This window comes from Sphingomonas sp. Leaf17 (genome assembly GCF_001421505.1).
Classification (GTDB): Bacteria; Pseudomonadota; Alphaproteobacteria; order Sphingomonadales; family Sphingomonadaceae; genus Sphingomonas.
In genome coordinates, this window is record NZ_LMKL01000005.1 from 87,379 (window position 1) to 113,363 (window position 25,985).

Here is a 25,985-nt window from a genome sequence, read left to right on the forward strand (position 1 = left end):
GCTGTCCCTGCTGGGACCCTGGTCCCGAGTATATGGTCCCCACCTGACGTTACCAGGCGTCGGCGGATAACAAGGCACACGGCCATGGTGGTCCCGTCACCCTCCCCCAGCGACGACAAGCGCGACCGCCGCGCGCGCCTGCGTGCCGCGCGCGCCGGCTTTGCGCACGCCGGCTTTGCACTGGATGGCGCATTGCCGGTTCCCGACGCCTTTCGCCGCCGCCTTGCGCCCGGTCTGACCGTCGCTTCCTATGTACCGCTTGGCGACGAGGCCGATCCCGCCCCGTTCGCCGACGCCGCCCGTGACGCGGGATGCCGGATCGCCCTGCCCCATGTCGCTGGCCGTGGAGCCGCCAAAGAGGTCGACCGCATGCGGTTCCTGTATCCATGTGGCCGCGACCTGGAAAACGGCCCGTACGGCCTTCTGCAGCCGCCTGCCGACGCCGCCGAGGCCGTGCCCGATATCGTCCTGACGCCATTGCTTGGGTTCGACCGGCGCGGTACCCGTCTGGGCCAGGGGGCGGGCTATTACGACCGCGCGTTCGCGCTGCTGCCGAACGCCTGGCGCGTCGGCATCGCGTGGAGCGTGCAGGAGGTCGAAACCCTGGTCGCCGATCCGTGGGACATGCCGCTCCACGCCATCGCGACCGAACTGGAATGGATCGAATCATGACGCCAAGCTGGCGCAAACCCGCAGGGATGTTCGCCATCCTCGCGCTCATCGCGCTGTGGTGCGTCGCGATCGCCAGCCTGTCCGGCGTGATCGGCGAATGGCACTGGGCGCTTCAGGCGATCTTCTATCTGGTAACGGGGATCATCTGGATCACGCCGTTGAAGCCGCTACTGCGGTGGATGGAAACCGGGCGGCTTCGCTGATAGCCGAAGGGGCTGATATTTGAGGGGGGGGAGTTTCGCGCCGCCTTCGAACTGATCGAAGGTGGCGCGAGTGACGGGACTCGAACCCGCGACCTCCGGCGTGACAGGCCGGCGCTCTAACCAACTGAGCTACACCCGCAAACCCCGGGGTACTCGTACTCTTTCAAGACCGTCCCTTCAACGAAAGGATGGCGCGAGTGACGGGACTCGAACCCGCGACCTCCGGCGTGACAGGCCGGCGCTCTAACCAACTGAGCTACACCCGCTGAAAGCGTCGAGGCGCGCCACCTATGTCAGTGTGCCGGACGCGTCAAACATTCTTTTCAGGCGCGCCGCTATTTTCACGCGACCCCGCCCCCTCCTGCGGCTGCACCAGCGTCCCGTGCTCGAACAGGAAGCCCGCGATATCGGGCTTGCCCGCCGCCCCCAGCACGGTCTGCAGGATGATGAGCAGCGGCACCGCCAGCAACGCGCCCGACGTCCCCCACACCCATCCCCAGAAGCTCAGCGAGATCAGGATCATCACCGGATTGATCGTCAGCCGGTGACCGACGATGAACGGCGTGATCGCATTCGCCTCGACCAGATGGCATCCGTACATCACCACCGGCGGCAGCAGCGCCAGCCAGATGTCGTTGAACGTCATCAGCCCGCCCAGCGCCAGCAGCGCGGCGGCGATGATCGGCCCGAAATAGGGAATGTAGTTCAGCAGCGCGACGATGCCGCCCCACATCAGCGGATAGGGCATGCCGAGCAGCCACAGCGCCAGCGACACGACAAGGCCAAGCGCCACGTTGATGACCGTGATCGTCCCGAGATAGGCCGACACGTCGTCGACCACGTCCTGGATGACGCGCGCGGTCGCCATCGCCCCGTTGAAGCTGGCGCGGTTGGTGATCGTCCGCTTGCGCATGCCGGTCCAGCCCGACAGGAAGAAGAACACGACGAGGATCGCGAAGATCAGCTGGACGATCACCGCCGGGGCCGAACTGGCGACGCCGCCGATAAATGACGTCGGCGTGCCGAAGCTGGACACCATCGGCGCCCTCGCCGGGGTCGCCGCGATCTGGCGCAGCGTCTTGTTCGCGAATTTCTCCAGGCTGGAATACAGGTCGAGCAGCGGCGCAAGGTTGCTCTGGATCTGCCCAAGCCGGCTGGGCAACAGGCGGAAGAAGTCGGACGCGGGCACCACGATCGCGGCGATCGCGACATTGGCGGCCAGCAGGAACAGCAGGACGCAGATGATCGCGGCCAGCGGCGACGGCACCCGCCGCCGTTCCAGCCATTCCAGGATCGGAATCAGCGCGACCGCGATCACCAGCGCGGCGGTCGTCGGCAGGAAGAATTCCGCCCCCGCCTTCAACGCGAACGGCATCGCGACCATCAGGCCGATGCCGGCGATCAGCGTCAGCGCGGCGAGCAACCGGTCGCGCCGCTGCGCGATTCGCAGCGCGTCGGCCGTGTCGATTCCCATCGGCGTCCCCAGCAGGCTGTCGCCCTCGGTCATCACCGGCCCGGCACCGGCATGGTCGCGGCCAGTCTGTTCGCGGCTCGGATGTTCGCGGCCCGGATGTTCGCGGTTTGTCTGTTCGTTCATGGGCCGGGACCGTAGCGCCATTCCAACACGACGCAATCGCCGCTAGCATCGGATCATGCGCGATCATATCCTTGTCATCGACGAAGGCACCACCTCCACCCGCGCGATGCTGTTCGCGCTCGACGGCCGCTGCATCGCCAGCGAGGCGACCGAGCTGGAGCAGCATTATCCGCGCCCCGGCCGGGTCGAACACGACGCCGCCGAAATCTGGCGCAAGACACTGCGCGTGACCGCGGCGATGGTCGCGCAAGGCGGCGGCGCGGAGCGGATCGCCGCGATCGGCATCACCAACCAGCGCGAGACCGTGGTGTTCTGGGACCGCGCGACCGGCCAGCCGCTATCCCCCGCCATCGTCTGGCAGGACCGCCGCACCGCCGGCGACTGCCGCGCGCTTCGCGACGCTGGGCACGAGGCGATGGTGCAGGACCGCACCGGCCTGATCCTCGACCCCTATTTTTCCGGCTCCAAGATCGGCTGGGCGATGCGCGAATGGCCCGAACTCGCCAGCGCCGGCGACCGGCTGGCGGTCGGCACCGTGGAAAGCTGGCTCGTCTGGAACCTGACCGGCGGGCTGCACGTCACCGACGCCAGCAACGCCAGCCGCACCGCGCTGATGAACATCGACACAGGGGTTTGGGACGACGACCTGATCGCGCTGTTCGGCGTGCCCCGCGCCGCGCTGCCCGAGATCGTCGACTGCGCCGGCACGTTCGGCACCACCACCGCGTTCGGCGCGGCCATCCCGATCTGTGGCCTCGCCGGCGATCAGCAGGCGGCGACGATCGGTCAGGCCTGCCTTGCGCCGGGCCAGACCAAGGCGACGTTCGGCACCGGCGCGTTCGTGCTGACCCAGGCGGGCACCACCCGCCCCGTCTCCCGCCACCGCCTGCTCTCCACCATTGCGTGGCAGCTTGACGGCGAACGGCATTACGCGCTCGAAGGATCGGTGTTCGTCGCCGGCAGCCTCGTCAAATGGCTGCGCGATTCGGTCGGGCTGATCGGCGACGTGCGCGAAACCGATACGCTGGCGCGCAGCGTGCCCGACACCGGCGGCGTCTACCTCGTCCCCGCGCTCAGCGGGCTTGGCGCGCCGTGGTGGGAACCCGACGCCCGCGCGGCGATCACCGGCATGAGCTTCGCGACGACGAAGGCCCACATCGTCCGCGCCGCGCTGGAGGCGATGGCGCATCAGGCGCACGACCTGAAGACCGCGTTCGCCGCCGACGGGCAGGACTGGCAGGCCCTGCGGATCGACGGCGGCATGGTCGCGAACGACTGGATGGCGCAGGATCTGGCCGACATGCTCGGTCTTGTCGTCGAACGCCCGCGCTTTGCCGAAACCACGGCGCTTGGCGCGGCCATGCTGGCCGGAATTGGCGCGAGGGTCTTCGCCGACCTGGCCGAGGCGAGCACGATGCGCGGCGACGTCGAGCGGTTCGAGCCGACGATGGCCAGCACCCCGCGCGACGCGCGACTGGCGGGGTGGAAGGCGGCGGTCGGGTCGGTGGTCGCCTGACCCGTGCTCCCGCGCCGGAATACGGGGCAGACGGCAGATATTGCACCGCAGCACGCTTTCCCCTAGACCCGCCCCACTCGCTCTGGACCCGGTGAAATTCCGGGTGGCTATTCCGGCCGCCGATCCGCCGGACAACGCACATCGCTTTCCGTGACCGACGCCCGTGGCCACCCCGCCACGCCGCGCACCTGCGATATTTGCGGACACTCCATGACAATGACCACCGAATCCCTCGCCCGGTACCGGACCGAATGGTTCGCCGGGCCGACCATGGCCCGCCGCGACATCCTGGCCGGCATGGTCGGCACCTTCGCACTGATCCCCGAAGTCATCGCCTTTTCCTTCGTCGCCGGCATCGACCCCGAAGTCGGCCTGTTCGCCTCGTTCATCATCGGCATCGTCATCGCCATCGCCGGTGGCCGCCCGGCGATGATCTCGGGCGCGGCGGGATCGGTTGCGCTGGTCGCCGCCGCGCTGGTACATGCGCACGGCCTGCAATATCTGCTCGCCGCGACGATCCTCGCCGGCGCGTTCCAGATCGTCTTCGGCCTGCTGAAGCTCGACGTGTTGATGCGTTTCGTGTCGCGCTCGGTCCGCACCGGGTTCGTCAACGCGCTCGCGATCCTGATCTTTTCGGCGCAGGTGCCCCAGATGCTCGATGTGACGTGGCACACCTATGCCATGATCGCCGGCGGCCTCGCCATTATCTACCTGCTGCCCCTGATCACCACCGCCATCCCCTCGCCGCTGATCTGCATCGTCGTGCTGACCGCGATCGCCATCGCCTTCCCGATGCCGATCGCGACGGTCGGCGATCTCGGCCGCCTGCCGTCGTCGCTGCCCGCTTTCGCGCTGCCCGGCGTGCCCGCGACGCTCGACATGCTGGCCATCGTCGCGCCCTATGCGCTGGCGATGGCGGCGGTCGGCCTGCTCGAATCGATGATGACCGCGCAGGTCGTCGACGATCTGACCGCGACCACCAGTTCCAAGGCCCGCGAATGCACCGGTCTCGGCCTTGCCAACATGGCCGCCGGGCTGTTCGGCGGTATCGCCGGCTGCGGCATGATCGGCCAGACGGTCGGCAATGTCCGCTATGGCGGCACCGGCCGGCTGTCGACGCTGGTCGCGGGCGTGTTCCTGCTGGTCGTCATGGTCCCGTTGCGCCCCTGGGTCGCGCAGGTGCCGGTCGCGGCGCTGGTCGCGATCATGATCATGGTGTCGATCAGCACCTTTTCCTGGGAATCCCTGCGTGACCTGACGCGACATCCCAAGGTTTCGGGCGTCGTCATGCTGGCGACCGTCGTCGTCACCGTCGCCACCCACGACCTGTCGCGCGGCGTGCTGGTCGGCGTGCTGCTCAGCGGCGTGTTCTTCGCGTTCAAGGTGACGCGGATGATGGACGTCGCGGTCGACCACGATCCCGTCACCGACACCCGGATCTACACCGTGACGGGCCAGGTCTTCTTCGCCAGCGCCGACATCTTCACCGACCGGTTCGTCACCGACGACAGCGCGCGCCGCGCGCGCATCGACCTGACGGCCGCACATCTGTGGGACGTCACCGCGGTCGGCGCGCTCGACGACGTCGTCGCGAAAATGCGTCGCCACGGCATGACCGTGGATCTGGTCGGCCTGAACGAGGCCAGCGCCATACTGGTCGACCGCCACGCGCCGCTGGCGCGGGGGTGATCCGGGATCACGCCACCGCCATATCCGCGAACAACGCGCGCAGATCCTTTTTCAGGATCTTCCCGTTCGCGTTGCGCGGCAGGGTATCGTCGACGAAGCGGATCGCCACCGGCACCTTGAACCCGGCCAGCCGCGCGCGGACCCAATCCTGCAATTCCGCCTCGCTCGCCGAACAGCCCGGGCACAGGTGCACCACCGCCACCGGCTCCTCGCCCAGTATCCGGTGCGGCACGCCGACCAGCGCGCAGTCGGTAACCGCCGGGTGCGCGTACAGGACGTTCTCGACCTCGGTCGAATAGATGTTCTCGCCGCCGCGGATGATGATGTCCTTGGCGCGGTCGACGATGTAGCAGAACCCCTCCTCGTCCAGCCGTGCGAGATCACCGGTCCGCACCCATCCGTCGACAAAGGTCGCCGCCGTCGCCTCGGGCCGGTTCCAGTATCCCTTCACGATCATCGCCCCGCGCGCCCACAGTTCGCCGACCTGCCCGACCGGCATTTCGGTCAAGCCGTCCTCGCCCATGATCTTCAGGTCGGCGACCGCGACCGGCGGTCCGGCGCTGTCGGGCCGGTGCAGGTAATCCTCACCCACATGACTGGTCACCGTCGCCATCGTTTCGGTCATGCCCCAGCCATTGCCGGGCAGCGCACCGAACTCGGCATGGATCCGCCGCACCAGTTCGGGCGCGGACGGTGCTCCGCCATAGGAGATCATCTCGAGCGACGAGAGGTCGTATTTTGCGCGGTCAGGATGTTCCAGCAACTGCCACGCGATCGTCGGCACGCCACCGGTCGCATGCACCCGCTCGCGCTCGATGATTTCCATCGCCCGCACCGTGTCCCACTTGCGCATGAAGACCAATGTGCTGCCGCTGGCGATCGCCCCCATCATCGTCGCGCTGCACGCGGTGACGTGGAACAGCGGGATGACCGTCAGCATCGTCTTCGGCACCGGCGCGGCCGGCGGCACCTCGCCCCGGCGCAGCATCGCCCGCGCGGCGGAAAAGCCGGCCGACAGGATGTTGGTCGTCAGGTTGCGGTGGGTGCCCAGCGCCCCCTTGGGATGCCCCGTCGTGCCGCTGGTATAGAAGATCGTCGCATCGTCATCCGGCAGCAGGTCCACCGGCGGCAGCGCCAGGTCGGGCAGCGTCGCCCAGTCATGCGGCGTGCCGATCGCATCCTCCAGCCGGCTGGCGATCCCGGTCAACGGCGTCGTCGCGCGCGACACCAGCACCTGTTCCAGCGCCGGCAGGGCCGCATAATGGTCGGCCAGCCGCGCATGCCGCTCGGCATCGGTGATGAAGATCCTCGCGCCGGAATCGGCCAGTCCGAACTCCAGTTCGCCACCGGTCCACCACGCGTTCAGCGGCACGATGATCGCGCCGATCGCCGCGCCGGCGAAGAACGCGACCGGCCATTCGGGCAGGTTGCGCATCGCGATCGCCACCCGGTCGCCCTTGCCGACCCCCATCGTCACCAGCCGCGCGGCCAGCGTCGCCGTCGCGCGGTATGTCGCCTCGTAACTGACCCGCTCGTCCTCGTGGATCGTGAACAGCCGCTCGCCATGCCCGCGCGCGGCCGCCGCCAGCCATGCTAGCGTCGGCGGCGCGTTCTTCCACACCCGCGTCGGAATCCCGCGAATCGGGATCGTCTCCATCTCGAAGCGCGCGCCGGCGGCGGTCAGCGCCGCTGTGGCCTGCGCGATCGTCATGGCCGGCCAGTCGCCTGGCGGGGTGCTGGGAAATACGCTTACCACGGACGATCCACTTCGTATCTTGAATGTCGGGTTTGGCTTATCGCCAGTCCGAATACAGGTTATAGTTGATTTGTACGGCGCTCAAGGCAATAGCATCACGGGCAAGCCGAATTGGTTCGAATGAGAGGTATGGGCGTGTCGACGAAGCGGGCGAAACCCGGGCTGCACGGTTTCGACGCCGCACGTCTGGAGCGGATCGACGTATTCATCGCCGATCGGTACATCGAAACCGGTATCCTGCCGCACGCCCAGCTGCTCATCGCCCGCGACGGCGCGGTCGTGCATTTCAGCAGTCAGGGTGCCGCCCGCGACGGCCACGGCCGCACGATCGACGAAGGATCGCTGTTCCGCATCGCCTCGATGACCAAGCCGGTGACCTCGGTCGCGTTCATGATGCTGGTCGAGGCGGGCCTAGTCGCGCTCGACGATCCCGTATCGCTGGTGCTGCCCGAATTTGCCGACATCGGTGTCTATGACGGCGGCGGCGGCGGCATGCCGTTCGTTACCCGCCGGCCCGCCCAGCCGATGCGGATGATCGACCTGCTGCGTCACACCGCCGGCCTGACCTACAGTTTCCAGAACCGCTCGAACATCGACGCCGCCTACCGCACCGGCAAGCTCGAACGCTGGCACGGCGGCCATGATCTCGACGGCTTCGTCGCCGCGCTGGGGCAGTTGCCGCTGGAGTTTTCGCCCGGCTCCGCGTGGAATTACTCGGTGGCGACCGACGTGCTCGGCGCTGTCATCGAGCGCGTGTCCGGCCTGCCGCTCGACCGGTTCCTCGCCACCCGCATCTTCGCGCCGCTGAAGATGACCGACACCGGTTTCGTCGTGCCGGAGGCCAGCCTCGACCGCCTGACCGACTGCTACACGATCCTGCCGGGCAAGGGCCGGGTGATGTACGACCGCGGTGAAACGAGCCTGTGGGCCAAAACCCCCCGCCTGCTGTCCGGCGGCGGCGGCCTCGTGTCGTCCACCCTCGACTATCACCGCTTCTGCCTGATGCTGCTGAACGGCGGCGAGCTGGACGGCGCGCGGATCCTCGGCCGCAAGACGATCGACCTGATGACCCGCAACCACCTGCCCGGCGGCGCGGCGCTTCCCGACCTGTCGACCTCGCTGTTCAGCGACGCGGCCGGCACCGGCTTCGGCCTTGGTGTCGCCGTCACGACCGACGTCGCCCGCACGATGATGCCGGGGTCGGTCGGCCACTATTTCTGGAGCGGCATGTATTCCACCACCTTCTTCGTCGACCCCGTGGAGCGCGTGACGATGGTGTTCATGACCCAGCTCAGCCCCATCACCGCCCACCCCATCCACCGCGCGCTGAAGACGATGATCTACGCCGCGATGACCTGATCTCTCCCCTTACCCAGACACATGCGACCCGCGCAGGAGACCACGAAATGACATCCCCCATCCGCACCGAACGCCACGACGACATCCTCGTCATCGTTTCCGACAACCCGCCGGTCAACGCGCTGGGTGCCGCCGTCCGCCAGGGGCTTGAGGCCGCGATCCGCGAAGGCACCGCCGACGAGTCCGTGACCGCCATGGTCATCCGCTGCGACGGCCGCACCTTCTTCGCCGGGGCCGACATCACCGAATTCGGCAAGCCGATGCAGGAACCGGGCCTCCCCACGCTGGTCGACATAATTGAGGCCAGCGACAAGCCCGTCGTCGCGGCGATCCACGGCACCGCGCTTGGCGGCGGCTGCGAAGTCACGCTTGGCTGCCACTACCGCGTCGCCGTGCCCTCCGCCAAGATCGGCACGCCCGAGGTGAAGCTCGGCCTGCTCCCGGGCGCGGGCGGCACGCAACGCCTGCCCCGCATCGCCGGCGTGAAGCTGGCACTGGAAATGACCGCCAAGGGCGATCCCATCCCGGCCAAGCTCGCCGCCCAGGCCGGCCTGATCGACCGCATCGTCGGCGAGGACAGCCTTGCCGCCGACGCGATCGCCTTCGCCCGCGAGATCGCGTCGGTACGCCCGCTGCCCCGCGCGTCGGAAAAGACGGTACAGGCCGACCCGGACGCGATCGCCGCGTTCAAAAAGGACAATGCCCGCCGCTTCCGCGGGTTCGAGGCTCCGCTCGCCAACATCGCCTGCATCGAGAAGGCGTCCGACGGCTCCAGCTTCGCCGACGGCCTCGCGTTTGAGCGCCAGGAGTTCATGCGGCTGATGATGGGCGTCCAGTCCGCCGCCCAGCGCCACATCTTCTTCGCCGACCGCCAGGCCGCCAAGATCGACGACGTCCCCGCCGACACGCCCCTGCGCCCGATCCGCCGCGTCGGCGTCATCGGCGCGGGCACCATGGGCGGCGGCATCGCCATGAACTTCCTGTCGGCCGGCATCCCCGTCACCATCGTCGAGATGCAGCAGGAGGCGCTCGATCGCGGCACGAGCGTCGTCCGCAAGAATTACGAGGCCTCGGCGGCCAAGGGCCGGCTGAAGCCCGAACAGGTCACCGCCGCGATGGACGCGCTGACCCCGACGCTGAACTTCGACGACCTCGCTGACTGCGACCTCATCATCGAGGCGGTGTACGAGACGATGGAGGTCAAGAAGGACATCTTCACCCGCCTCGACGCGATCTGCAAAGCGGGCGCGATCCTCGCGTCCAACACCTCCTATCTGAACATCGACGAAATTGCCGCCTGCACGCAGCGTCCCGAGGACGTCGTCGGCATGCACTTCTTCTCGCCTGCCAACGTCATGAAATTGCTGGAGGTCGTGCGCGGCGACAAGACCGCCGACGACGTGCTGGCAACGGTGATGGCGCTGGCCAAGACCATCCGCAAGGTCGCGGTCGTCGCCGGCGTCACCCACGGCTTCATCGGCAACCGCATGCTGATGCCACGTCAGGTCGAGGCGATGAAGCTGCTGCTGGAGGGCGCGACGCCCGAACAGATCGACCGTGTCCATGTCGCGTTCGGCATGCCGATGGGGCCATTCCAGATGAGCGACCTCGCCGGCGTCGACATCGGCTGGCACCGCGACCCGACCCGCATCGAAAGCATCCGCGACGCGCTCGCCGCCGAGGGGCGCTGGGGCCAGAAGAAGCAGGCCGGTTTCTACGACTATGACGAGAAACGCAATCCGACCCCCTCGCCTCGCGTGGCCGAGATCATCGAGGATTTCCGCAAATCCTCCGGCGCGACCGTCCGCGAGATCAGCGACGACGAGATCATCGAACGCACGCTCTACACGATGGTCAACGAGGGCGCGCTGATCCTGGAGGAAGGCAAGGCCCAGCGCGCGTCCGACATCGATGTCGTCTGGATCTATGGCTATGGCTGGCCGGTCTATCGCGGCGGCCCGATGTTCTGGGCGCAGACCGAGGGGCTGCCCAAGGTCGTCGCCGGCCTCGAAAAACACGGGTTCCCGGTTGCCGCCTCGCTGAAGGACGCGGCCGCAAGCGGCGGAAAGATCAAGTGAACCTTGCCCGCCCCGCCTTCGTGATCCCGGCGCACGTCGGGATCCAGAGCCATGGGCGGGACACTTCATTGTCTGGAATGACGGAGACGACCCCATGACCGATCTCGACACCTTCCGCACCGAAACCCGCGCATGGCTCGCCGAAAACTGCCCACCCGAAATGCGCGAACCCGTGCGGTCCGATGCCGATATCTGCTGGGGCGGCCGCAACTTCAAACCGTCCAGCCCCGCGCAGAAGGACTGGATGGACCGCATGGCCGCGCGCGGCTGGACCGTGCCCGACTGGCCCCGCGCCTATGGCGGCGGCGGCCTGTCGCCGGCCGAAACCAAGATCCTGCGCGAAGAAATGGCGGCCATAAAGGCGCGCAACCCGCTTAACAGCTTTGGTATTTCGATGCTCGGGCCGGCCCTGCTGAAGTACGGCACCGAGGAGCAGAAGCTAGACCATCTGACCAAGATCGCGCGCGGTGAAATCCGCTGGTGCCAGGGTTATTCCGAACCCAATGCCGGATCCGACCTCGCCTCGCTCGCCGCCTCGGCCGAGGATGCGGGCGATCATTACATCGTGAACGGCCAGAAGGTCTGGACCAGCTACGCCGACAAGGCCGACTGGATCTTCTGCCTCGTCCGTACCGACAAGACCAGCAAACAGGGCGGAATCAGCTTCGTCCTGTTCGACATGACCTCGCCCGGCGTCTCGACCAAGCCGATCCTGCTCATCTCCGGCTACTCTCCTTTTTGCGAAACCTTCATGGACAATGTGAAGGTGCCGAAAAACCAGCGCGTCCATGACGAGAACAAGGGCTGGGACGTCGCCAAATATCTGCTGGGTCACGAGCGCGAAATGATCTCCGGCATGGGCCTTGGCACCGCCAGCGGCAATCCGCTGATCGACGGCGCGATCGCGACGATCGGCATCGGGCCGGACGGTCGCCTCGCCGACCCGCTGCTCCGCGCGCAGATCGCCACGTTCGAGGTCCGCGCGAGTGCATTTCGCGCCATGTCCGAACGCTTCATCGACGAGCTGAAGGCCGGCCGCGCGCATCCGGCCCAGCCCAGCATGATGAAATATTACGGTACCGAACTGAACAAGAGCCGCCACGAACTGATGATGGCCGCCGGCGGGGCCGATGCGCTGGAATGGGAAAGCGTGGCATCGAACGGCGGGGCCGGTGCCCGCGCGTGGCTGCGTACCAAGGCGAACTCGATCGAGGGCGGCACCAGCGAAATTCAGCTCAACATCGTCGCCAAGCGGATCCTCGACCTGCCCGCCTGAAAGCCCGCTCCCTGTCCTCGCATCCTGCCTGAGAAAGACGTTCCATGCCCCTGTTTCTAGACGAAGACCAGACCGCATTGCAGGACACGATCCGCGATTTTGTGGCGGACCATGCGCCGGTCAGCCACATGCGGGCGTTGCGCGACGCCAACGACCCGGTCGGCTTTTCGCGCGACCTGTGGAAATCCTTTGCCGACATGGGTTTCACCGGCGTTCTTGTCGATGAATCGCATGGTGGTATGGGCATGGGGCATGTCGAGGCGGGTGTGGTGCTGGAGGAGATCGGCCGCAACCTGTCGCCTTCCCCGTTCCTGTCCACCGCCGTTGCCGCCGTCGCCGCACTGAAGGGCACGGCGCAGGCCGATCGCTGGTTTCCCGGCATCGTCGCCGGCGACGTCGTCGCCGCGCTTGCGATCGACGACGGGCCGAAACACCGTGACAGCATCGCATTGAAGGCGACCCGCTCGGGCAACGGCTTCACCCTGAATGGCACCAAGCAGTTCGTCACCCATGGTCATGTCGCCGACCTGCTGATCGTCGCCGCCCGCACCGCCGGCGACGCGGGCGACCGCGACGGCGTGACCCTGTTCGCGGTCGAACGCGATGCGCCCGGTCTGACCGCGACACCCGAACGGCTGGCGGACTCGAGCCTCGCCGCCCGCCTCTCCTTCGACGGCGTGACCGTGGATGCTGACGCGGTGATCGGCGAGGTCGATGCCGGCCGCGTCGTGCTCGACCGCCTGCTCCACGCCGGCCGCGCCGGTGCCGCCGCCGAGCTGGTCGGGGTCGGCTCCGGCGCGATGGACCGGACCGTCGCCTATCTGAAGGAACGCAAGCAGTTCGGTGTACGGATCGGCAGTTTCCAGGCGCTGCAACACCGTGCCGCGCATCTCTATTCGGAAATGGAGGTCGCCCGCGCCGCCGTCCTGAAGGCACAGCAACTGCTCGACGCCCGCTCGCCCGAGGCCGACGCGGCGGTATCGGTCGCCAAGGCGATGACCGCGATGGCGACGACGCTCAGCGTGCAGGAGGGGATCCAGATGCACGGCGGCATCGGCATGACCGACGAATATGACATCGGCTTCTACATGAAGCGCGCGCGCGTCCTGAGCGAAATGTTCGGCGATGCCAATTTCCACGCCGACCGCGTGGCGCTGGCGGCGGGATACTGAGGCCGGAATTGACCCTCCGTCGTCTCGGGGCTGCTCCCGCCGACGACGAACAAGAGCCTGAATCGCATGGACCTGAACACCAATCCTGACACCAGTCCTGAGGATCTGGCCCGCGGTCTCGTCGCGTTGCTGGATGTCGAGGAAATCGACACCGACCTGTATCGCGGCCCCCGGCAACCGGGCGGCGAAGGTCGTGTGTTCGGCGGTCAGGTCATCGCCCAGGCCCTGCAGGCCGCACAGCGATCGACCGACGGCGGCAAGGTCGCCCATTCGCTCCACGCCTATTTCATGCGGCCCGGCAGCGAGGATCACCCGATCGTGTACCGGGTGGAACGTGATTTCGACGGACGCAGCTTCGCCAACCGACGCGTGGTCGCGATGCAGCGCGGCATGCCGATCCTGAACCTTGCCGCATCGTTCCAGACGCCCGAAACCGGGCTGGCGCATCAGGCGACGATGCCCGACGTGCCCGCGCCGGACGGGCTGCGATCCGAACGCGACCTGCGGGCCGAGGCGGTCGATGCGATCCCGCCGAAGTTCCGCCGCCACATGCTGCGCGCGCGGCCGATCGAGATCCGCCCGGTGACGCCGCGCGACTGGGCCAGCCCCGTGGCCCAGCCGCCGTTGCAGCACAGCTGGTTCCGCGTCTGCGCCGGCGTCGGCGACGATCCCGCGATCCACCGCGCGATCCTGGCCTATGCCTCCGACATGCAGTTGCTCGGCACCTGCACCCTGCCCCACGCCGTCAACTGGATGACGCACAATCTCCAGACCGCCAGCCTCGATCACGCGATCTGGCTGCACGACAATTTCCGCATCGACGACTGGCTGCTCTACGCCACCGACAGCCCCTGGGCCGGGCACGCCCGCGGCTTCAATCGCGGCAGCATCTTCACCCGCGACGGCCGGCTGGTCGCCAGCGTCGCGCAGGAGGGGCTGATCCGCCTGCGCGACTGACGGTATCGGGTCGCATCGGAAAAACCGCTGTCCTATTGCAGCGATTTTTGCTTCACCCTTGAGGATGCAATCCAACGCCGCCCTCGAATGCCGACGTCACATCCGAAGTGCACACTTTTCCCGCAAACCCCGTCCCCCTGTCCACATAGGCTACCCCCCGCTCCCGGTGTAACCTTTGTAACCTTCCGGATCACTCCGTCTCCGGCTCGCCTTCCCTGTTCGGCATGACATACCGGACGCGTTCGATGCAGCCGACATAGCCCTGCGACGGCGGCTGGGTCGCCTGGCGGATGACCTGCATCGCCGCATCCCCGAACGCCGCCGCCGGCTCCGCCGCGATCACCCGGACATTGCCGGTCTGCCCCCACGGCGCGACATCGAACGCGACGACCGCCCAGCCCTCGATCCGCCGCCGGCTGAACGCGGTGGGATAGCGCAGCACCGGTTTTGTCGCCCACCCTGTCTCGATCGGGCAGGTCGATCCTGCCGGCCGCACCTTCAGGGCTTCCGGCGATACCGGAGCCGCCAGCGCCGCCCCGCGCCGCCAATAGGGATAGGCGCAGCCCCGCCGCTTGCCCGGCTCGAACCGCGACCGCCCGACGGCCGTCACCGCCGCCCGGTCCAGCGCGGCATTGCCGCTGGAATACCGCACACCGATCGCTGATGGCTTGCCGGACGCGCCGATGTCGTAACCCACCAGCGTCCAGTCGCTGGTTCCCGGCTCCTGCGGGATCGCCTTGAAGTCGGGATAGGCCCGAAGGCGAACCTCGGGCGGTGGTGTCATGCAGTCCGTGTCCGGCGCGAATCCCCGCGCATAGGCCGCGCGTGGCGGACGGACCTCGGGAAAGATCGTCGCCGCCACCACCATCTGCGCCGGTGCCTCTTCGATGGTCGCCTGCGTGGCGGTGAACCGGATCTCGCACCCGGTCCGCGCTGCGCCGGACGCGAACCGTGCGGCCGCCAGCGCGGGCACGATATCCTGGCTGCCGTCGCCATAGGCATCGCGTGCCCGGCCGATCGCGTGGGGTCGCCCAGCGGAATCGATCGCGAACGTCACCACGACCGGCATCGACGATGGTGCTGCCGGATAACGCTGTACGATGACCGGATCGACCCGGGGACCGCGCACAACGGCCTGTACCACGCCACCGCAGCTTACAGGCCCTGCGTCCCAGCCAAGCACGCGAGGCGACGGTGGCCGCCAGACCGGTGGGGCTATTTGCGGCATCGGCGCCGATGGCGCGACATGAACGACCGGCGGACTCTGCGCTCCGCCAAGCAACAGGGTTAGAATTGTGAGACTCGGAGCTAGGTACCTCATGGAGCGAAGGATGATCCGCATCTGCGCGGATCACAAGTCTGCTCAGACGGCGGTCCTGCCATAATCCTGTCGCGTCACCGGATGACTGGACGACAGCCCGCCATCCACCGCCAGCGCCTGCCCGTTGACATAGCTCGCCTCGGCGGATGCCAGGAACAGGATGACGTTCGCCAGTTCCTCCGCCTGCGCACCCCGACGCAGCGGGTTCAACCGACCGACCCGGTCGATCTTGCCCGCATCGCGCGCATAGTCGAACGTCGGTTTCGTCATGCCCGTCTCGGTCAGGCCCGGGCAGATCGCATTGACGCGCACGTTAGACCCGGACAATTGCTGTGCTGCGACCTGCGCCAGATTGATGACGCCAGCCTTGGACGCGGAATAGGCGGGTGATCCGGCCCCCGATCGCAGCCCCGCCACGCTGGCCGTCAGCACGATCGCCCCGCCGCCGCGCTCGGCGATCAGCGGTGCCGCATGCTTGATGGCGAGGAACGGCCCGATCAGGTTGATCCGCAGCACGTCGGTCATCAGTGCCACGTCGGTGTCGAAGATGTTCGCCATCCCGCCCGAAATCCCGGCATTGGCCACCATCACGTCCAGCCCGCCATGGGCATCGCACGCCAGCGCGATGGTGCGGACGACATCCTCCTCGCGGCCGGCATCCATGCGAATGGCCCGGGCAATCCCGCCGGCCTCGCCGATCATCCGCGCGGTATCGTCCACGCCTTCGCTGATATCGGCGGCGACGACAGAGCCACCCTCTGCCGCGAACGCCAGCGCGGCGGCGCGACCGATGCCGGATCCCGCCCCGGTGACGATGATGGAGCGATCGGCGAAACGCGTCATGCGCCGGCCTTCACCGCAAAGGCCCACGCCGCGTCCGCCAGCCCATGGATTCGCGCGACCGTCTGCTCGGCCTGTGCGCTGGAGGCGGTGCCGTCGATGATCCGCCGCTTGATCCCCTGAACGATGCCGGTCAGGCGGAACAGGTTGTAGGCGAAATACCAGTTCAGGTCGGGCACGCCGTCCCGCCCGGTCGCGGCGCAATATCGTTCGACCACCGCCTCGACGGTCGGGATGCCCGTTTCCGGCCCGGTCAGCCCCTGCACGCCCGATCGCCCCTCCGGCTCGGTCACCCAGCTCATCAGGAAATACGAGAAATCGGCCAGCGGATCGCCCAGCGTCGACAATTCCCAGTCGAGTACCGCGATGACGCGCGGTGCGTCGCTGGCGAAGATCATGTTGTCGACGCGGTAATCGCCGTGGACGATCGACGTCGCCGTCTGTTCGGGCAGGGTACGCGGCAGCCAGTCGATCAGCCGCTCGACCGAGTCCATCCGCTCCGTTTCCGCCGCGCGATACTGCTTGGTCCAGCGGGCGACCTGCCGCTCGAAGTAGTTGCCCGGCTTGCCATAGCTTTCCAGACCGGCCGCAGCATAATCGGTAGTGTGCAGGGCGGCGAGCGTATCGACCATCGCCGCGTAACGCGCACTCCGGTCGTCCGGCGTCAGGCCGGGCATCGCCCCGTCCCAGATCGTCCGCCCCTCGACCATCTCCATCACATAGAAGGCTGAACCGATGACGGCCGGATCCTCGCACAGGCCATAGGGGCGCGGCACGGGAAAGCCGGTCGGGTGCAGCCCGGCGATGACCCGGTATTCCCGGTCGACCGCATGGGCCGATGGCAGGATCGGACCGAACGGCTTGCGCCGCAGGACATAGGCCTTGTCCGGCGTGTCGAGCCGATAGGTCGGGTTGGACTGACCGCCGGCGAACTTGGCATAGGACAGCGGCCCGGCGAAGCCGTCGACCGCCCCGCGCATCCAGTCGCCCAGGCGGTCAAGGTCGATGCGGTCCCGTTCGCCAACGGCGATCGTCCCTTCCATGCCCGCCGATGCGGCGCTCATGCGAAGGTCACCACGCTGCGGGTCGCATCACCCCGGCGCAGTTCGTCGAACGCATCGTTGATCCGCTCCAGCGGCAGGCGCTCGGCGATGATCGTGTCGAGGTCCAGTTGCCCGCGCATGTAGAAATCGACCAGCCGGGGAATATCGACCGGAAACCGGTTCGATCCCATCAGGCCACCCTGCAACCGCTTGCCCGCCAGCAGGTCCATCGCCGACAGGCCGACCTTCTCCCCCAGCGGCATCATGCCAAGGATCGTCGCGGTGCCGCCCCGACGCAGTACCTTGACCGCCGTTGCCGCCGATTGCGGGCGACCGACCGCCTCGATCGCGTGGTGGACGCCGCCTTTGGTCAACGCGATCACCTCCTCCGCCGCGGTGTCGGACAGCGCGTCGAAACTGTGCGTCGCGCCCAGCTTTTCGGCGATCGTGCGCTTTTCCGGAACCGGATCCAGCGCGATGATTCTGGCCGCGCCGGCGATCTTCGCCGCGTTGATTGCGGCCAGACCGATCCCGCCGCACCCGACCACGCACACCGTCTCGCCCGGCGTTACGTCGGTGGTATTGAACACCGCGCCGGCGCCTGTCGTGATCGCGCAGCCGAGCAGCGCCGCGCGGTCCATCGGCATGTCGCGGTCGATCGCGACGCAGGCATGTTCGTGGACCAGCATCATTTCCGCATAGGCGGACAGGTTCAGCATCTGCGCGATCGGCCTGTCGCCGAGCATCAGCCGCGCCGGCGCACCCTTGGGCCGCCGAACGCTCGGATCGACGCACAGCGACAGGCGGCCGGTGACGCAGAACTCGCAATGTCCGCAGAACGCCGACAGGCAGGTGACGACGTGATCGCCGACCTTCACGGTCGACACGTCGCTGCCGACCGCCTCGACCACGCCCGCCGCCTCATGGCCGGGAATCGTCGGCATCGCGTGCGGATAGGCCCCGTCGACGAAGTGCAGGTCGGACCGGCACACACCCACCGCCACCGTGCGGATAAGTACCTCGCGCGGGGCGGGCTTCGACACCGTGACGTCTTCGATCGACAGCGGCGTGTTCGCTTCAAAAAGAACGGCGGCTTTCACAAGGATCTCCGAATGACTGCGACAAGAGAACGGTGGATCAGCGCCGCACCAGATCCCTGGCGGCGATCGCCTCGGGCAAGTCCGCATATTTGCCGAACTCGTTGCGTGCGATCGACCGGTTGTGAACCTCGTCCGGGCCGTCGGCGAAGCGCAGCGTGCGCATCGCCGCCCAGTCATGCGCCAGCCGGAAGTCGCCCGACACGCCGCCGCCGCCATGCGCCTGGATCGCGTCGTCCAGAATCTGCAACGCCATGGTCGGGGCCGCGACCTTGATCATCGCGATTTCCAGCTGCGCCGCCTTGTTGCCGGCCTTGTCCATCATGTCCGCCGCCTTCAGGCACAGCAGCCGGGTCATCTCGATGTCGATCCGTGCCTTGGCGATCCGCTGTTCCCAGACGGACTGGTCGGCGATCCGCTTGCCGAACGCCACCCGGCTCAGCAAACGCTTGGCCATGGCCTCGATCGCGGTTTCGGCGACGCCGATCGTGCGCATGCAGTGGTGGATCCGCCCCGGCCCCAGCCGCCCCTGTGCGATCTCGAACCCGCGGCCCTCACCCAGCAGGACGTTCTCGACCGGCACGCGGACGTTTTCCAGCACCACCTCGCCATGGCCGTGCGGCGCATGGTCGTAGCCATAGACCGACAACATCCGTTTGATTGTCACGCCGGGCGTGTCCATCGGCACCAGGATCTGGCTCTGCTGGCTGTGGCGCGCGCCCTCCGTCGCGGTCTTGCCCATGACGATGGCGATCTTGCAGCGGGGATCGCCCACCCCGCTCGACCACCATTTCGTGCCGTTGATGACATAATGATCGCCGTCGCGCACCATCGAGGTTTCGATATTGGTGGCGTCGGACGAGGCGACCGCCGGTTCGGTCATCAGGAACGCCGAGCGGATCTCCCCGCGCATCAGCGGCCCGAGATACGCCTCCTTCTGCGCGCGGGTGCCGTAGCGGTGGAATACCTCCATGTTGCCGGTATCGGGAGCGGAGCAGTTGAAGCACTCCGACGCCCAGCCGACCTTGCCCATCTCCTCGGCACACAAAGCGTATTCGAGGTTGGTCAGCTGCGTGCCCTCGAACACGAAACTGTCGTCGACGTGCGTCTGACCCGAGTGCGGCGGCATGAAGAAGTTCCAGAGACCGGCGGCCTTGGCCTTGTCCTTCATCTCCTCGATGACCGGCAGCACCTTCCAGCGCTCGCCCTCATGCGCCTGACGGTCGTAATCGTCCTGTCGCGGACGGATATTCTGGTCGATGAAGGCCCTCACCCGGTCCCGGAAATAGGTTTCACGTTCGCTGAGGGTGAAGTCCATGCACGCTCTCCGGTCGATATCAGTGTCGGCCTGCGGCTTAGACCATACCGAATATTCGGTAAAGTGCGAACCGAGGTACAACTCGGCTTTGATTAGAAGACACGACGCCATGCCCGAAAAATGACTGTCCCTGCGAAGCGATCTTGCTACAGTCCACCGATGACCGATACGGGGCTCGATGCGAGCGATACCACCGCTGATGGTGGGCAGGGAACGAAGCGCTTCCGGGCGAAGCGCGATGCGATCCTGGCGGCGGCGGCCGCCGCGATCAACGAACAGAGCGCGAAAGGCATGACCTTCGCCGATGTCGCGCGCCGGGTCGGCCTGAACACCACCAGCGTCACCTATTATTTCAAGCGCAAGGAGGAGCTGGCCGCCGCCGCGTTCGAGCATACGCTGGAACGGCTGACCGCCATGCTCGACGAGGCTATGCAGGAACCGACGCCGGAACTGCGCGTCGCCCGGTATCTCGCGCTGAACATCGACCGGCTGGCCCGCATCGAACGCGGCGAGGAAACCGCCTTCGCCGTCCTGTCGGACCTGCGCGCGACCGAGGATCCGATCCGGTCGCGGCTGATGGCCGGGTGGCAGCGGGTGTTCCGCAAGACGCGCGGACTTTGGGGTCACGCGCCCGACCGGGCGCACACCGACCTGCACGGCGCACGCGCGCACGTCCTGCTGGAAAATACCTTCTGGCTGCCGATCTGGATCGCGCGCTACGAACCCGATCAATATGCGCGGGTCGAGGCGCGATTGATGGACGTGTTCCGTCACGGAGTCGCCGGTCCCGACGCCCGCTGGAACCCCACGCTGCTCGACCTGGAGCATGACGGTGCGGAGCCGGGGCGCAGGGCCTTCCTGCTGGCGGCGACGCGGCTCATCAACGAACTGGGCTATCGCGGCGCGTCGGTGCAGCGGATCGCGTCGGAGCTGAACGTCACAAAAGGCAGCTTCTACCATCACCTCGATGCCAAGGACGATCTGGTCATCGCGTGCTACAAGCGCAGTTTCGATACGATCGTCGATGCGCAGCAGCAGGCCGATGCCGCGGGTGGCAGCCACTGGCAGCGCCTGACCAGCGCCATCGCGACGTTGCTGGACGTCCAGTTCTCCGAACGGGAACCCTTGTTGCGGACGACAGCGCTCAGCGGACTGCCGATCGAGGTGCGCCGGGCGATGGTCGACCGGTCGAACCGGATCGCGCGGCGCTATGCCGGGACGATGATGGACGGCATCGCCGAAGGGTCGATCCGCCCGGTCGACGCGCTGATCGCGGCGCAGGCGTTGATGGCGGTGCAGAACGCGGCGTTCGACATGCGCAAATGGGCCAGTACCATGCCACGCGACCGGGCAGTGGCGATGTATGCCTCGACCCTGTTGTACGGTCTGTTCGACGACCGGGCGGCGGGATAATCATTGCGCGGGAAGACCGCTGCCGCCGTGGCGGCAACGGCTTCCTTTTCAATGTGCCAGCCGAACCGCCGCCTCATCCCGCTTCAGCAGCACACCCGCGCGCCAGTAATGGAAGATCGCCCAGGGCGTGAGCATCGCCACGATCGCCATCGCATAGCGCAGCGAGTCCGCGCCGAAACTGGGGGCCAGCAGATCGCTCAATCGCCCGACGATCAACGGTCCCAACCCCAGACCCACCATATTGATAACCAGCAGCGTGATCGCCGCCCACATCGCCCGCAGCCGCAAAGGGGCCAGATGCTGGATCAGCGCGAAGCTCGGTCCCAGATAGCTGTTGGCGAAGATCAGCGACACAAAATACAAACCGATCGCCAACGTCGCATCCTCGACCAGATAGAAGCCGAGCATGAACGGCAGCGCCAGCAGCTTCATCACCGCGACGACCCAGCTTTGCACATGCAAACCGCGTCGCTTGGCCAGCGCATCGGCGATGCGTCCACCGAAAATCGCCGAAACGGACCCCAGCAACGCGCCGGGCAGCGCGACATATTTGGATACGTCCAGCATCGACAGGCCAAGCGACCGCTGCATATAGCTTGGTCCCCAGCCGGTCAGCGCATAGCCGATCATCGACGTCAGCGTGACGGCAACGACCAGGTGAAGCGCCCGGCTGTTCTGCCAGATCGAGGCGAACCCCTGCATGATCCCGGGCTGCGCGCCACCCTCGACCGCGCGCGCCGCATCCGACAGCCCGCGTCGCGGCTCGACCACGAAGAACCGTACCAGCAACGCCAGCGCCACGCCGGGCAGCCCCACGGTAAACATCGCCACGCGCCATCCGAATGAATGGGCGACGACCCCGCCGATCATCGTCCCGAACCCCGCGCCCAGCACGACGCCCAGCGAATAGATCGCCATCGCGCTCGCCCGTTTTTCCGGCGGGTACAGATCGGCGATGATCGAATGGCTGGGCGGACTGGATCCCGCCTCGCCAATGCCGACGCCAACCCGCGCCAGCATCAGTTGGATGAAGTTCTGCGCCAGCCCGCACAGCGCGGTCATCAGGCTCCATACCGCGAGACTGCCGGCGATGATGTTGCGCCGGCTGGTCCGGTCCGCCAGCCGCGCGATCGGGATGCCGAGCGTTGCATAGAACACCGCGAACACCAGCCCCGACAGCAGCCCGAGCTGCGTATCGGTCAGCACCAGATCCGCCTTGATCCGCTCCAGCAGGATCGCGAGGATCTGCCGATCCATGTAACTGAAGAAATAGGTCGCGGTCAGCAGCGCCAGCGTCAGGCTCCGTCGACGCAGCGCCAGCGTATCGGCGATTTCCGGCGCGGCCCGCGCCTTGTCGAGCAGCACGGATCAGTATCCGTTCAGGCGGGCGAACCGTTCGCGGTGGAACGCCGCATTGCCCCACATCGCCTCCAGCACCGCCGCGCGCTTCAGATACAGGCCCGCATCATGTTCGTCGGTCATCCCGATGCCACCGTGCAGCTGCACCATTTCCCGGCTGACCAGTCTGAGCGTCTCGCCGCCGACGGCCTTGGCCAGACTGACCGCCTGGTCGACGTCGGACCGACCGGAATCGATCGCCTCAAGCGCGCCCTCCACCGCCGATCGCATCAGTTCGAGTTCGGTGAACATCTTCGCCATGCGGTGCTGCAGCGCCTGAAAGGTCGACAGTTGCTGGCCGAATTGGACCCGCGTCTTCAGGAAATCGTTGGTCACGCCGAACGCCTGTTCGGCCAGCCCCAGCATTTCGGCGGCCAGCAGGGCGGTTGCCCGGTCGATGATCGTCGCGGTCAGATCGGGTCCGCCCAGCCGGATCGCCGGTGCCTGGTCGAACCGGATTTCGGCGTGGCTGCGCGAATCCGCCATGCGGCGCGGCGAGCGGGTGATCCCGTCCTCGCCCGTCACCAGATACAGGCCATCGACCGCCGATACGACGAAGGCATGCGCGGCATCGCCCTCCGCCACGAACATCTTGGTGCCGGTCAGGCGGCCGTCGACGACGGTCGTTGCCAGCTTGCGCGGATCATGCACCGGCCCCTCGTCGATCGCCAGCGTCACGATCGCCTCGCCAGACGCGATGCGCGGCAGCCACTGGTCTTGCGCCGCTTCGGACTCGCCAAGCGAGATGGCGGTCGCGGCCGGCCCGGTCGAAGCCAGCGGCGACGCCGCCAGATTGCGTCCCAGCTGCTCGATCACCAGCCCCAGTGAGAGATAGCCGAACGCCGATCCGCCATGCGCCTCCGGCACGACCACCCCGGCCCAGCCCATCTGGCCCATTTCGGTCCAGGCATCGGCGTCGAATCCCTCGACCGGCGCTGCGCTGCGCAGGCGGCGAAAGGCGGCAACCGGCGATTCGTTATCGGCCCATTCGCGCGCCATGTCGCGCAGCATCGTCTGTTCTTCGTTCAGCAAGGCCATGATCGGTACAACTCCCGGATGTTGTGGATCGGGCAATCACCGGGCCGCGCGCACGCGATCCACCGGTGCGGCCCGTGACATTACTGGTGGTCGAGCATCCCCAGGATGCGCTTGGCAATGACGTTGTTCTGGATCTCGCTCGACCCGCCATAGATCGACACCGCCTTGCCCCATAGCCATGTCCGGGTCTGCTCCAGCTCGGCATCGGTAAAACCCGCACCCTCCCAGCCAAGCCCGTTCATGCCCATGATCTCGATCGCCAGTTCGGCGCGGTCCTGCGTGATCCGCGCACCGACATTCTTGAAGATGGAGGTCGCGGCCGATGGTCCCTGTGCTGATTTCGCCTCGATCGCCGCACGCCGCAGCGTCAGCGCGAACGCCCGCTTGTCCATCTCGTGCCGGACGATACGCATCCGCAGATCGCTGTCGGAAACCTTGCCGCCGTCGTCACCGCGATACTGTTTGGCCATGTCGGCCAGCGGCGACACCTGGAACAGTCGCGCCGCGCTCGCACCACCGCCGGACAGGTTCTGCCGCTCATGCTGGAGCAGCCGCTTGCCGATGGTCCAGCCCTGCCCTTCCTCGCCGACCAGATTGCCCTTCGGCACCTGCACATCGGTGAAGAACGTCTCGCAGAACGGCGACGAGCCGGAAATCAGCCGGATCGGTTTCACCTCGACGCCGGGGCTTTTCATGTCGATCAGCAGGAAGCTGATACCCTCATGCTTGCGCGTCTTGTCGGTGCGGACGAGCGCGAAGCATTTGTCGGCCCATTGCCCGCCGCTGGTCCAGGTCTTCTGCCCGTTGACCAGATAGTGATCGCCCCGGTCCTCAGCGAACATCTGCAAGCTGGCCAGGTCGGAGCCGGCACCCGGCTCGGAATAACCCTGACACCAGCGAACCTCACCCTTCGCGATAGCGGGGATATGCTCCAGCTTCTGCGCCTCGCTGCCATATTCCAGCAGGGTCGGGCCGAACATCATCACGCCCATGCCGCCGATCGGGTTCCAGGCCCCGATGCGTGCCATTTCTTCGCTCAGCACCCGCGCCTCGGCCCGGTTCAGGCCGCCGCCGCCATAGGCCGCGGGCCAGGTCGGTACGCCCCAGCCCTTCTCGCCCATCGCCTGTTGCCACGCGCGCTCGTCGTCGCTCGGCGCGCTTGGTCCCTCCAGCGCCGACAGCGACCCGTCCTTGCCCCGAAGCGATGCCGGGAAATGCGCGGCAAGCCATTCGCGAACGTCCTTGCGGAATCCGTCGAGCGGGTCGGTGCCGGTGTCGAGCGTGGCGGCGGTCGCCATGGCCTGTCTCCTGAAAGCCGAATATGAATATCGGGTATGCCGCTGTCTGGCACGGATCGACGCCCGACGCAAAGGGGCTGACGCATGTCCGGCCCGAAGACGGACGTCGAGTCCGACTTGGCGAAGCCAAGGGCACGCCCCATTTGCGAACGCACATCACCGCCCCACGGAGACCAACCATGATCGACCTGCACTATTGGCCCACGCCGAACGGCCAAAAGATCACGCTTTTTCTGGAGGAAGCGGGGCTGGAATACCGGATCGTGCCGGTCAACATCGGCAAGGGCGAGCAGTTCGCCCCCGCGTTTCTGGCGATCGCCCCCAACAACCGGATGCCGGCGATCGTCGATCATGCCCCCACTGGCGGTGGCGAACCCGTCAGCGTTTTCGAATCCGGTGCCATCCTGCTCTACCTGGCCGAGAAGACCGGGCGATTCCTCAGCGCCGATCCCCGCGACCGGATCGCGACGATCCAGTGGCTGATGTGGCAGATGGGCGGCCTTGGCCCGATGCTTGGCCAGAACCACCATTTCAACCGCTATGCACCCGAGAAGATCGACTATGCGATCAATCGCTATGTCAACGAAACCCGTCGCTTGTACGGCGTGCTGAATACACAGCTGGAGGGTCGCGACTTCATCGTCGGCGACTATTCCATCGCCGACATGGCCTGCTATCCCTGGATCGTCCCGCACGAGGCACAGGGTCAGAACCTCGACGACTTCCCGCATCTGAAGGCGTGGTTCACGCGGATTGCCGACCGGCCCGCAACCGCCGCCGCCTATGCCCGGGGCGATGCCGTCAGCACGCAGCCGACGGTCAATGCCGACAGCGCCAGAATCCTGTTCGGCCAGACCGGGCAAAACTGACCAGCACAAGGCAAGGTCGCACGACTTAGAATATTGCGTATGGTGTCAGCCGCGACCTTCACCTAGCGTTGCCCG

Annotated in this window: 21 protein-coding genes, 2 tRNA genes and 1 other annotated feature; of the genes, 11 read left to right on the forward strand and 12 right to left on the reverse strand. The window is 66.9% G+C overall.

The window, feature by feature from the left end:
* Positions 1-84 precede the first annotated feature (84 nt).
* Complete coding sequence (locus ASE75_RS07410; protein ID WP_082463852.1) at positions 85-672, forward strand: 5-formyltetrahydrofolate cyclo-ligase; 588 nt, start codon at positions 85-87, stop codon at positions 670-672.
* Entirely contained in the window at positions 669-875 is a 207-nt protein-coding gene (locus tag ASE75_RS07415; RefSeq protein WP_055931330.1) for a DUF2842 domain-containing protein, read from the forward strand. Before ASE75_RS07410 ends, ASE75_RS07415 begins: the two co-directional genes overlap by 4 nt.
* A 62-nt stretch (positions 876-937) precedes the next feature.
* Here ASE75_RS07415 and ASE75_RS07420 read toward each other — a convergent pair.
* The 3 genes from ASE75_RS07420 to ASE75_RS07430 all read right to left on the reverse strand — a co-directional run bounded on the left by ASE75_RS07420 (position 938) and on the right by ASE75_RS07430 (position 2,349).
* Positions 938-1,014 (reverse strand) — tRNA-Asp (locus ASE75_RS07420).
* A gap of 50 nt (positions 1,015-1,064) precedes the next feature.
* Positions 1,065-1,141, reverse strand: a tRNA-Asp gene (locus ASE75_RS07425).
* Positions 1,142-1,185: 44 nt separating this feature from the next.
* Positions 1,186-2,349, reverse strand: a complete 1,164-nt coding sequence (locus ASE75_RS07430) for an AI-2E family transporter (protein WP_235512574.1) — start codon at positions 2,347-2,349, stop codon at positions 1,186-1,188.
* Positions 2,350-2,527: 178 nt separating this feature from the next.
* Here ASE75_RS07430 and glpK point away from each other — a divergent pair, with 178 nt between their 5' ends.
* Entirely contained in the window at positions 2,528-3,988 is a 1,461-nt protein-coding gene (gene glpK / locus ASE75_RS07435) for a glycerol kinase GlpK (protein ID WP_055931333.1), read from the forward strand.
* A gap of 81 nt (positions 3,989-4,069) precedes the next feature.
* Positions 4,070-4,125, forward strand: a sequence feature (sul1 is cis-regulatory element that is thought to sense ions involved in sulfur or methionine metabolism; They are found in Alphaproteobacteria).
* Positions 4,126-4,204: 79 nt separating this feature from the next.
* Entirely contained in the window at positions 4,205-5,677 is a 1,473-nt protein-coding gene (locus ASE75_RS07440) for a SulP family inorganic anion transporter (protein WP_055931336.1), read from the forward strand.
* A gap of 7 nt (positions 5,678-5,684) precedes the next feature.
* Here the strand turns inward: ASE75_RS07440 and ASE75_RS07445 are convergent, their stop codons facing one another.
* Entirely contained in the window at positions 5,685-7,388 is a 1,704-nt protein-coding gene (locus ASE75_RS07445) for a class I adenylate-forming enzyme family protein (protein ID WP_055931339.1), read from the reverse strand.
* 174 nt (positions 7,389-7,562) lie between these two features.
* Between ASE75_RS07445 and ASE75_RS07450 the strand changes: the two genes are divergently transcribed.
* The 5 genes from ASE75_RS07450 to ASE75_RS07470 all read left to right on the forward strand — a co-directional run bounded on the left by ASE75_RS07450 (position 7,563) and on the right by ASE75_RS07470 (position 14,275).
* Positions 7,563-8,792, forward strand: a complete 1,230-nt coding sequence (locus tag ASE75_RS07450; protein WP_055931341.1) for a serine hydrolase domain-containing protein — start codon at positions 7,563-7,565, stop codon at positions 8,790-8,792.
* Positions 8,793-8,839: 47 nt separating this feature from the next.
* Positions 8,840-10,870, forward strand: a complete 2,031-nt coding sequence (locus ASE75_RS07455) for a 3-hydroxyacyl-CoA dehydrogenase NAD-binding domain-containing protein (RefSeq protein WP_055931347.1) — start codon at positions 8,840-8,842, stop codon at positions 10,868-10,870.
* Positions 10,871-10,964: 94 nt separating this feature from the next.
* A complete protein-coding gene (locus ASE75_RS07460; RefSeq protein WP_055931349.1) occupies positions 10,965-12,146 on the forward strand; it encodes an acyl-CoA dehydrogenase family protein in 1,182 nt (393 codons plus the stop codon).
* 44 nt (positions 12,147-12,190) lie between these two features.
* Positions 12,191-13,318: an acyl-CoA dehydrogenase family protein gene (locus tag ASE75_RS07465; RefSeq protein ID WP_055931351.1), complete on the forward strand. Its 1,128-nt coding sequence runs from the start codon at positions 12,191-12,193 to the stop codon at positions 13,316-13,318.
* 66 nt (positions 13,319-13,384) lie between these two features.
* Complete coding sequence (locus tag ASE75_RS07470) at positions 13,385-14,275, forward strand: acyl-CoA thioesterase (protein ID WP_055931353.1); 891 nt, start codon at positions 13,385-13,387, stop codon at positions 14,273-14,275.
* 190 nt (positions 14,276-14,465) lie between these two features.
* Here ASE75_RS07470 and ASE75_RS07475 read toward each other — a convergent pair whose 3' ends face one another.
* From ASE75_RS07475 to ASE75_RS07495, 5 genes are all read right to left on the reverse strand, one after another.
* Complete coding sequence (locus tag ASE75_RS07475; protein ID WP_162233722.1) at positions 14,466-15,419, reverse strand: TonB family protein; 954 nt, start codon at positions 15,417-15,419, stop codon at positions 14,466-14,468.
* A 219-nt stretch (positions 15,420-15,638) separates the two neighbouring features.
* A complete protein-coding gene (locus ASE75_RS07480; RefSeq protein ID WP_055931358.1) occupies positions 15,639-16,439 on the reverse strand; it encodes an SDR family NAD(P)-dependent oxidoreductase in 801 nt (266 codons plus the stop codon).
* Positions 16,436-17,500, reverse strand: a complete 1,065-nt coding sequence (locus ASE75_RS07485) for a phosphotransferase family protein (RefSeq protein WP_055931361.1) — start codon at positions 17,498-17,500, stop codon at positions 16,436-16,438. The genes ASE75_RS07480 and ASE75_RS07485 overlap by 4 nt, the downstream gene beginning before the upstream one ends.
* Positions 17,497-18,579, reverse strand: a complete 1,083-nt coding sequence (locus ASE75_RS07490) for a Zn-dependent alcohol dehydrogenase (RefSeq protein ID WP_055931363.1) — start codon at positions 18,577-18,579, stop codon at positions 17,497-17,499. Before ASE75_RS07490 ends, ASE75_RS07485 begins: the two co-directional genes overlap by 4 nt.
* Before the next feature lie 37 nt (positions 18,580-18,616).
* Positions 18,617-19,894, reverse strand: a complete 1,278-nt coding sequence (locus ASE75_RS07495) for an acyl-CoA dehydrogenase family protein (protein ID WP_055931366.1) — start codon at positions 19,892-19,894, stop codon at positions 18,617-18,619.
* Positions 19,895-20,053: 159 nt separating this feature from the next.
* Here ASE75_RS07495 and ASE75_RS07500 point away from each other — a divergent pair, with 159 nt between their 5' ends.
* Positions 20,054-21,307, forward strand: coding sequence for a TetR/AcrR family transcriptional regulator (locus tag ASE75_RS07500; protein ID WP_055931370.1), 1,254 nt, complete (start codon positions 20,054-20,056; stop codon positions 21,305-21,307).
* A 48-nt stretch (positions 21,308-21,355) separates the two neighbouring features.
* Here the strand turns inward: ASE75_RS07500 and ASE75_RS07505 are convergent, their stop codons facing one another.
* The 3 genes from ASE75_RS07505 to ASE75_RS07515 all read right to left on the reverse strand — a co-directional run bounded on the left by ASE75_RS07505 (position 21,356) and on the right by ASE75_RS07515 (position 25,041).
* Positions 21,356-22,672 (reverse strand): spinster family MFS transporter, encoded by a 1,317-nt coding sequence (locus tag ASE75_RS07505; RefSeq protein WP_055931373.1) that lies wholly within the window; start codon positions 22,670-22,672, stop codon positions 21,356-21,358.
* Between the two features lie 3 nt (positions 22,673-22,675).
* Positions 22,676-23,743: an acyl-CoA dehydrogenase family protein gene (locus ASE75_RS07510; protein ID WP_055931376.1), complete on the reverse strand. Its 1,068-nt coding sequence runs from the start codon at positions 23,741-23,743 to the stop codon at positions 22,676-22,678.
* An 80-nt stretch (positions 23,744-23,823) separates the two neighbouring features.
* On the reverse strand, positions 23,824-25,041 hold the full coding sequence (locus ASE75_RS07515; protein ID WP_055931379.1) for an acyl-CoA dehydrogenase family protein: 1,218 nt from the start codon (positions 25,039-25,041) through the stop codon (positions 23,824-23,826).
* Positions 25,042-25,220: 179 nt separating this feature from the next.
* On the opposite strand from ASE75_RS07515, the gene ASE75_RS07520 reads away from it, so the two are divergent.
* Entirely contained in the window at positions 25,221-25,910 is a 690-nt protein-coding gene (locus ASE75_RS07520; RefSeq protein WP_055931382.1) for a glutathione binding-like protein, read from the forward strand.
* Positions 25,911-25,985 lie beyond the last annotated feature (75 nt).

Excerpts from the sequence above, each read along its gene's own strand:
- ASE75_RS07430 (WP_235512574.1), bottom strand. The coding sequence starts at position 2,349 with ATGGGAATCGACACGGCCGACGCGCTGCGAATCGCGCAGCGGCGCGAC.
- ASE75_RS07415 (WP_055931330.1), top strand. The coding sequence starts at position 669 with ATGACGCCAAGCTGGCGCAAACCCGCAGGGATGTTCGCCATCCTCGCG.
- ASE75_RS07470 (WP_055931353.1), top strand. The coding sequence starts at position 13,385 with ATGGACCTGAACACCAATCCTGACACCAGTCCTGAGGATCTGGCCCGC.
- ASE75_RS07480 (WP_055931358.1), bottom strand. The coding sequence starts at position 16,439 with ATGACGCGTTTCGCCGATCGCTCCATCATCGTCACCGGGGCGGGATCC.
- ASE75_RS07450 (WP_055931341.1), top strand. The coding sequence starts at position 7,563 with ATGGGCGTGTCGACGAAGCGGGCGAAACCCGGGCTGCACGGTTTCGAC.
- ASE75_RS07410 (WP_082463852.1), top strand. The coding sequence starts at position 85 with ATGGTGGTCCCGTCACCCTCCCCCAGCGACGACAAGCGCGACCGCCGC.
- ASE75_RS07465 (WP_055931351.1), top strand. The coding sequence starts at position 12,191 with ATGCCCCTGTTTCTAGACGAAGACCAGACCGCATTGCAGGACACGATC.
- ASE75_RS07485 (WP_055931361.1), bottom strand. The coding sequence starts at position 17,500 with ATGAGCGCCGCATCGGCGGGCATGGAAGGGACGATCGCCGTTGGCGAA.
- ASE75_RS07510 (WP_055931376.1), bottom strand. The coding sequence starts at position 23,743 with ATGGCCTTGCTGAACGAAGAACAGACGATGCTGCGCGACATGGCGCGC.
- glpK (WP_055931333.1), top strand. The coding sequence starts at position 2,528 with ATGCGCGATCATATCCTTGTCATCGACGAAGGCACCACCTCCACCCGC.
- ASE75_RS07455 (WP_055931347.1), top strand. The coding sequence starts at position 8,840 with ATGACATCCCCCATCCGCACCGAACGCCACGACGACATCCTCGTCATC.
- ASE75_RS07500 (WP_055931370.1), top strand. The coding sequence starts at position 20,054 with ATGACCGATACGGGGCTCGATGCGAGCGATACCACCGCTGATGGTGGG.
- ASE75_RS07440 (WP_055931336.1), top strand. The coding sequence starts at position 4,205 with ATGACCACCGAATCCCTCGCCCGGTACCGGACCGAATGGTTCGCCGGG.
- ASE75_RS07495 (WP_055931366.1), bottom strand. The coding sequence starts at position 19,894 with ATGGACTTCACCCTCAGCGAACGTGAAACCTATTTCCGGGACCGGGTG.
- ASE75_RS07520 (WP_055931382.1), top strand. The coding sequence starts at position 25,221 with ATGATCGACCTGCACTATTGGCCCACGCCGAACGGCCAAAAGATCACG.
- ASE75_RS07515 (WP_055931379.1), bottom strand. The coding sequence starts at position 25,041 with ATGGCGACCGCCGCCACGCTCGACACCGGCACCGACCCGCTCGACGGA.
- ASE75_RS07445 (WP_055931339.1), bottom strand. The coding sequence starts at position 7,388 with ATGACGATCGCGCAGGCCACAGCGGCGCTGACCGCCGCCGGCGCGCGC.
- ASE75_RS07460 (WP_055931349.1), top strand. The coding sequence starts at position 10,965 with ATGACCGATCTCGACACCTTCCGCACCGAAACCCGCGCATGGCTCGCC.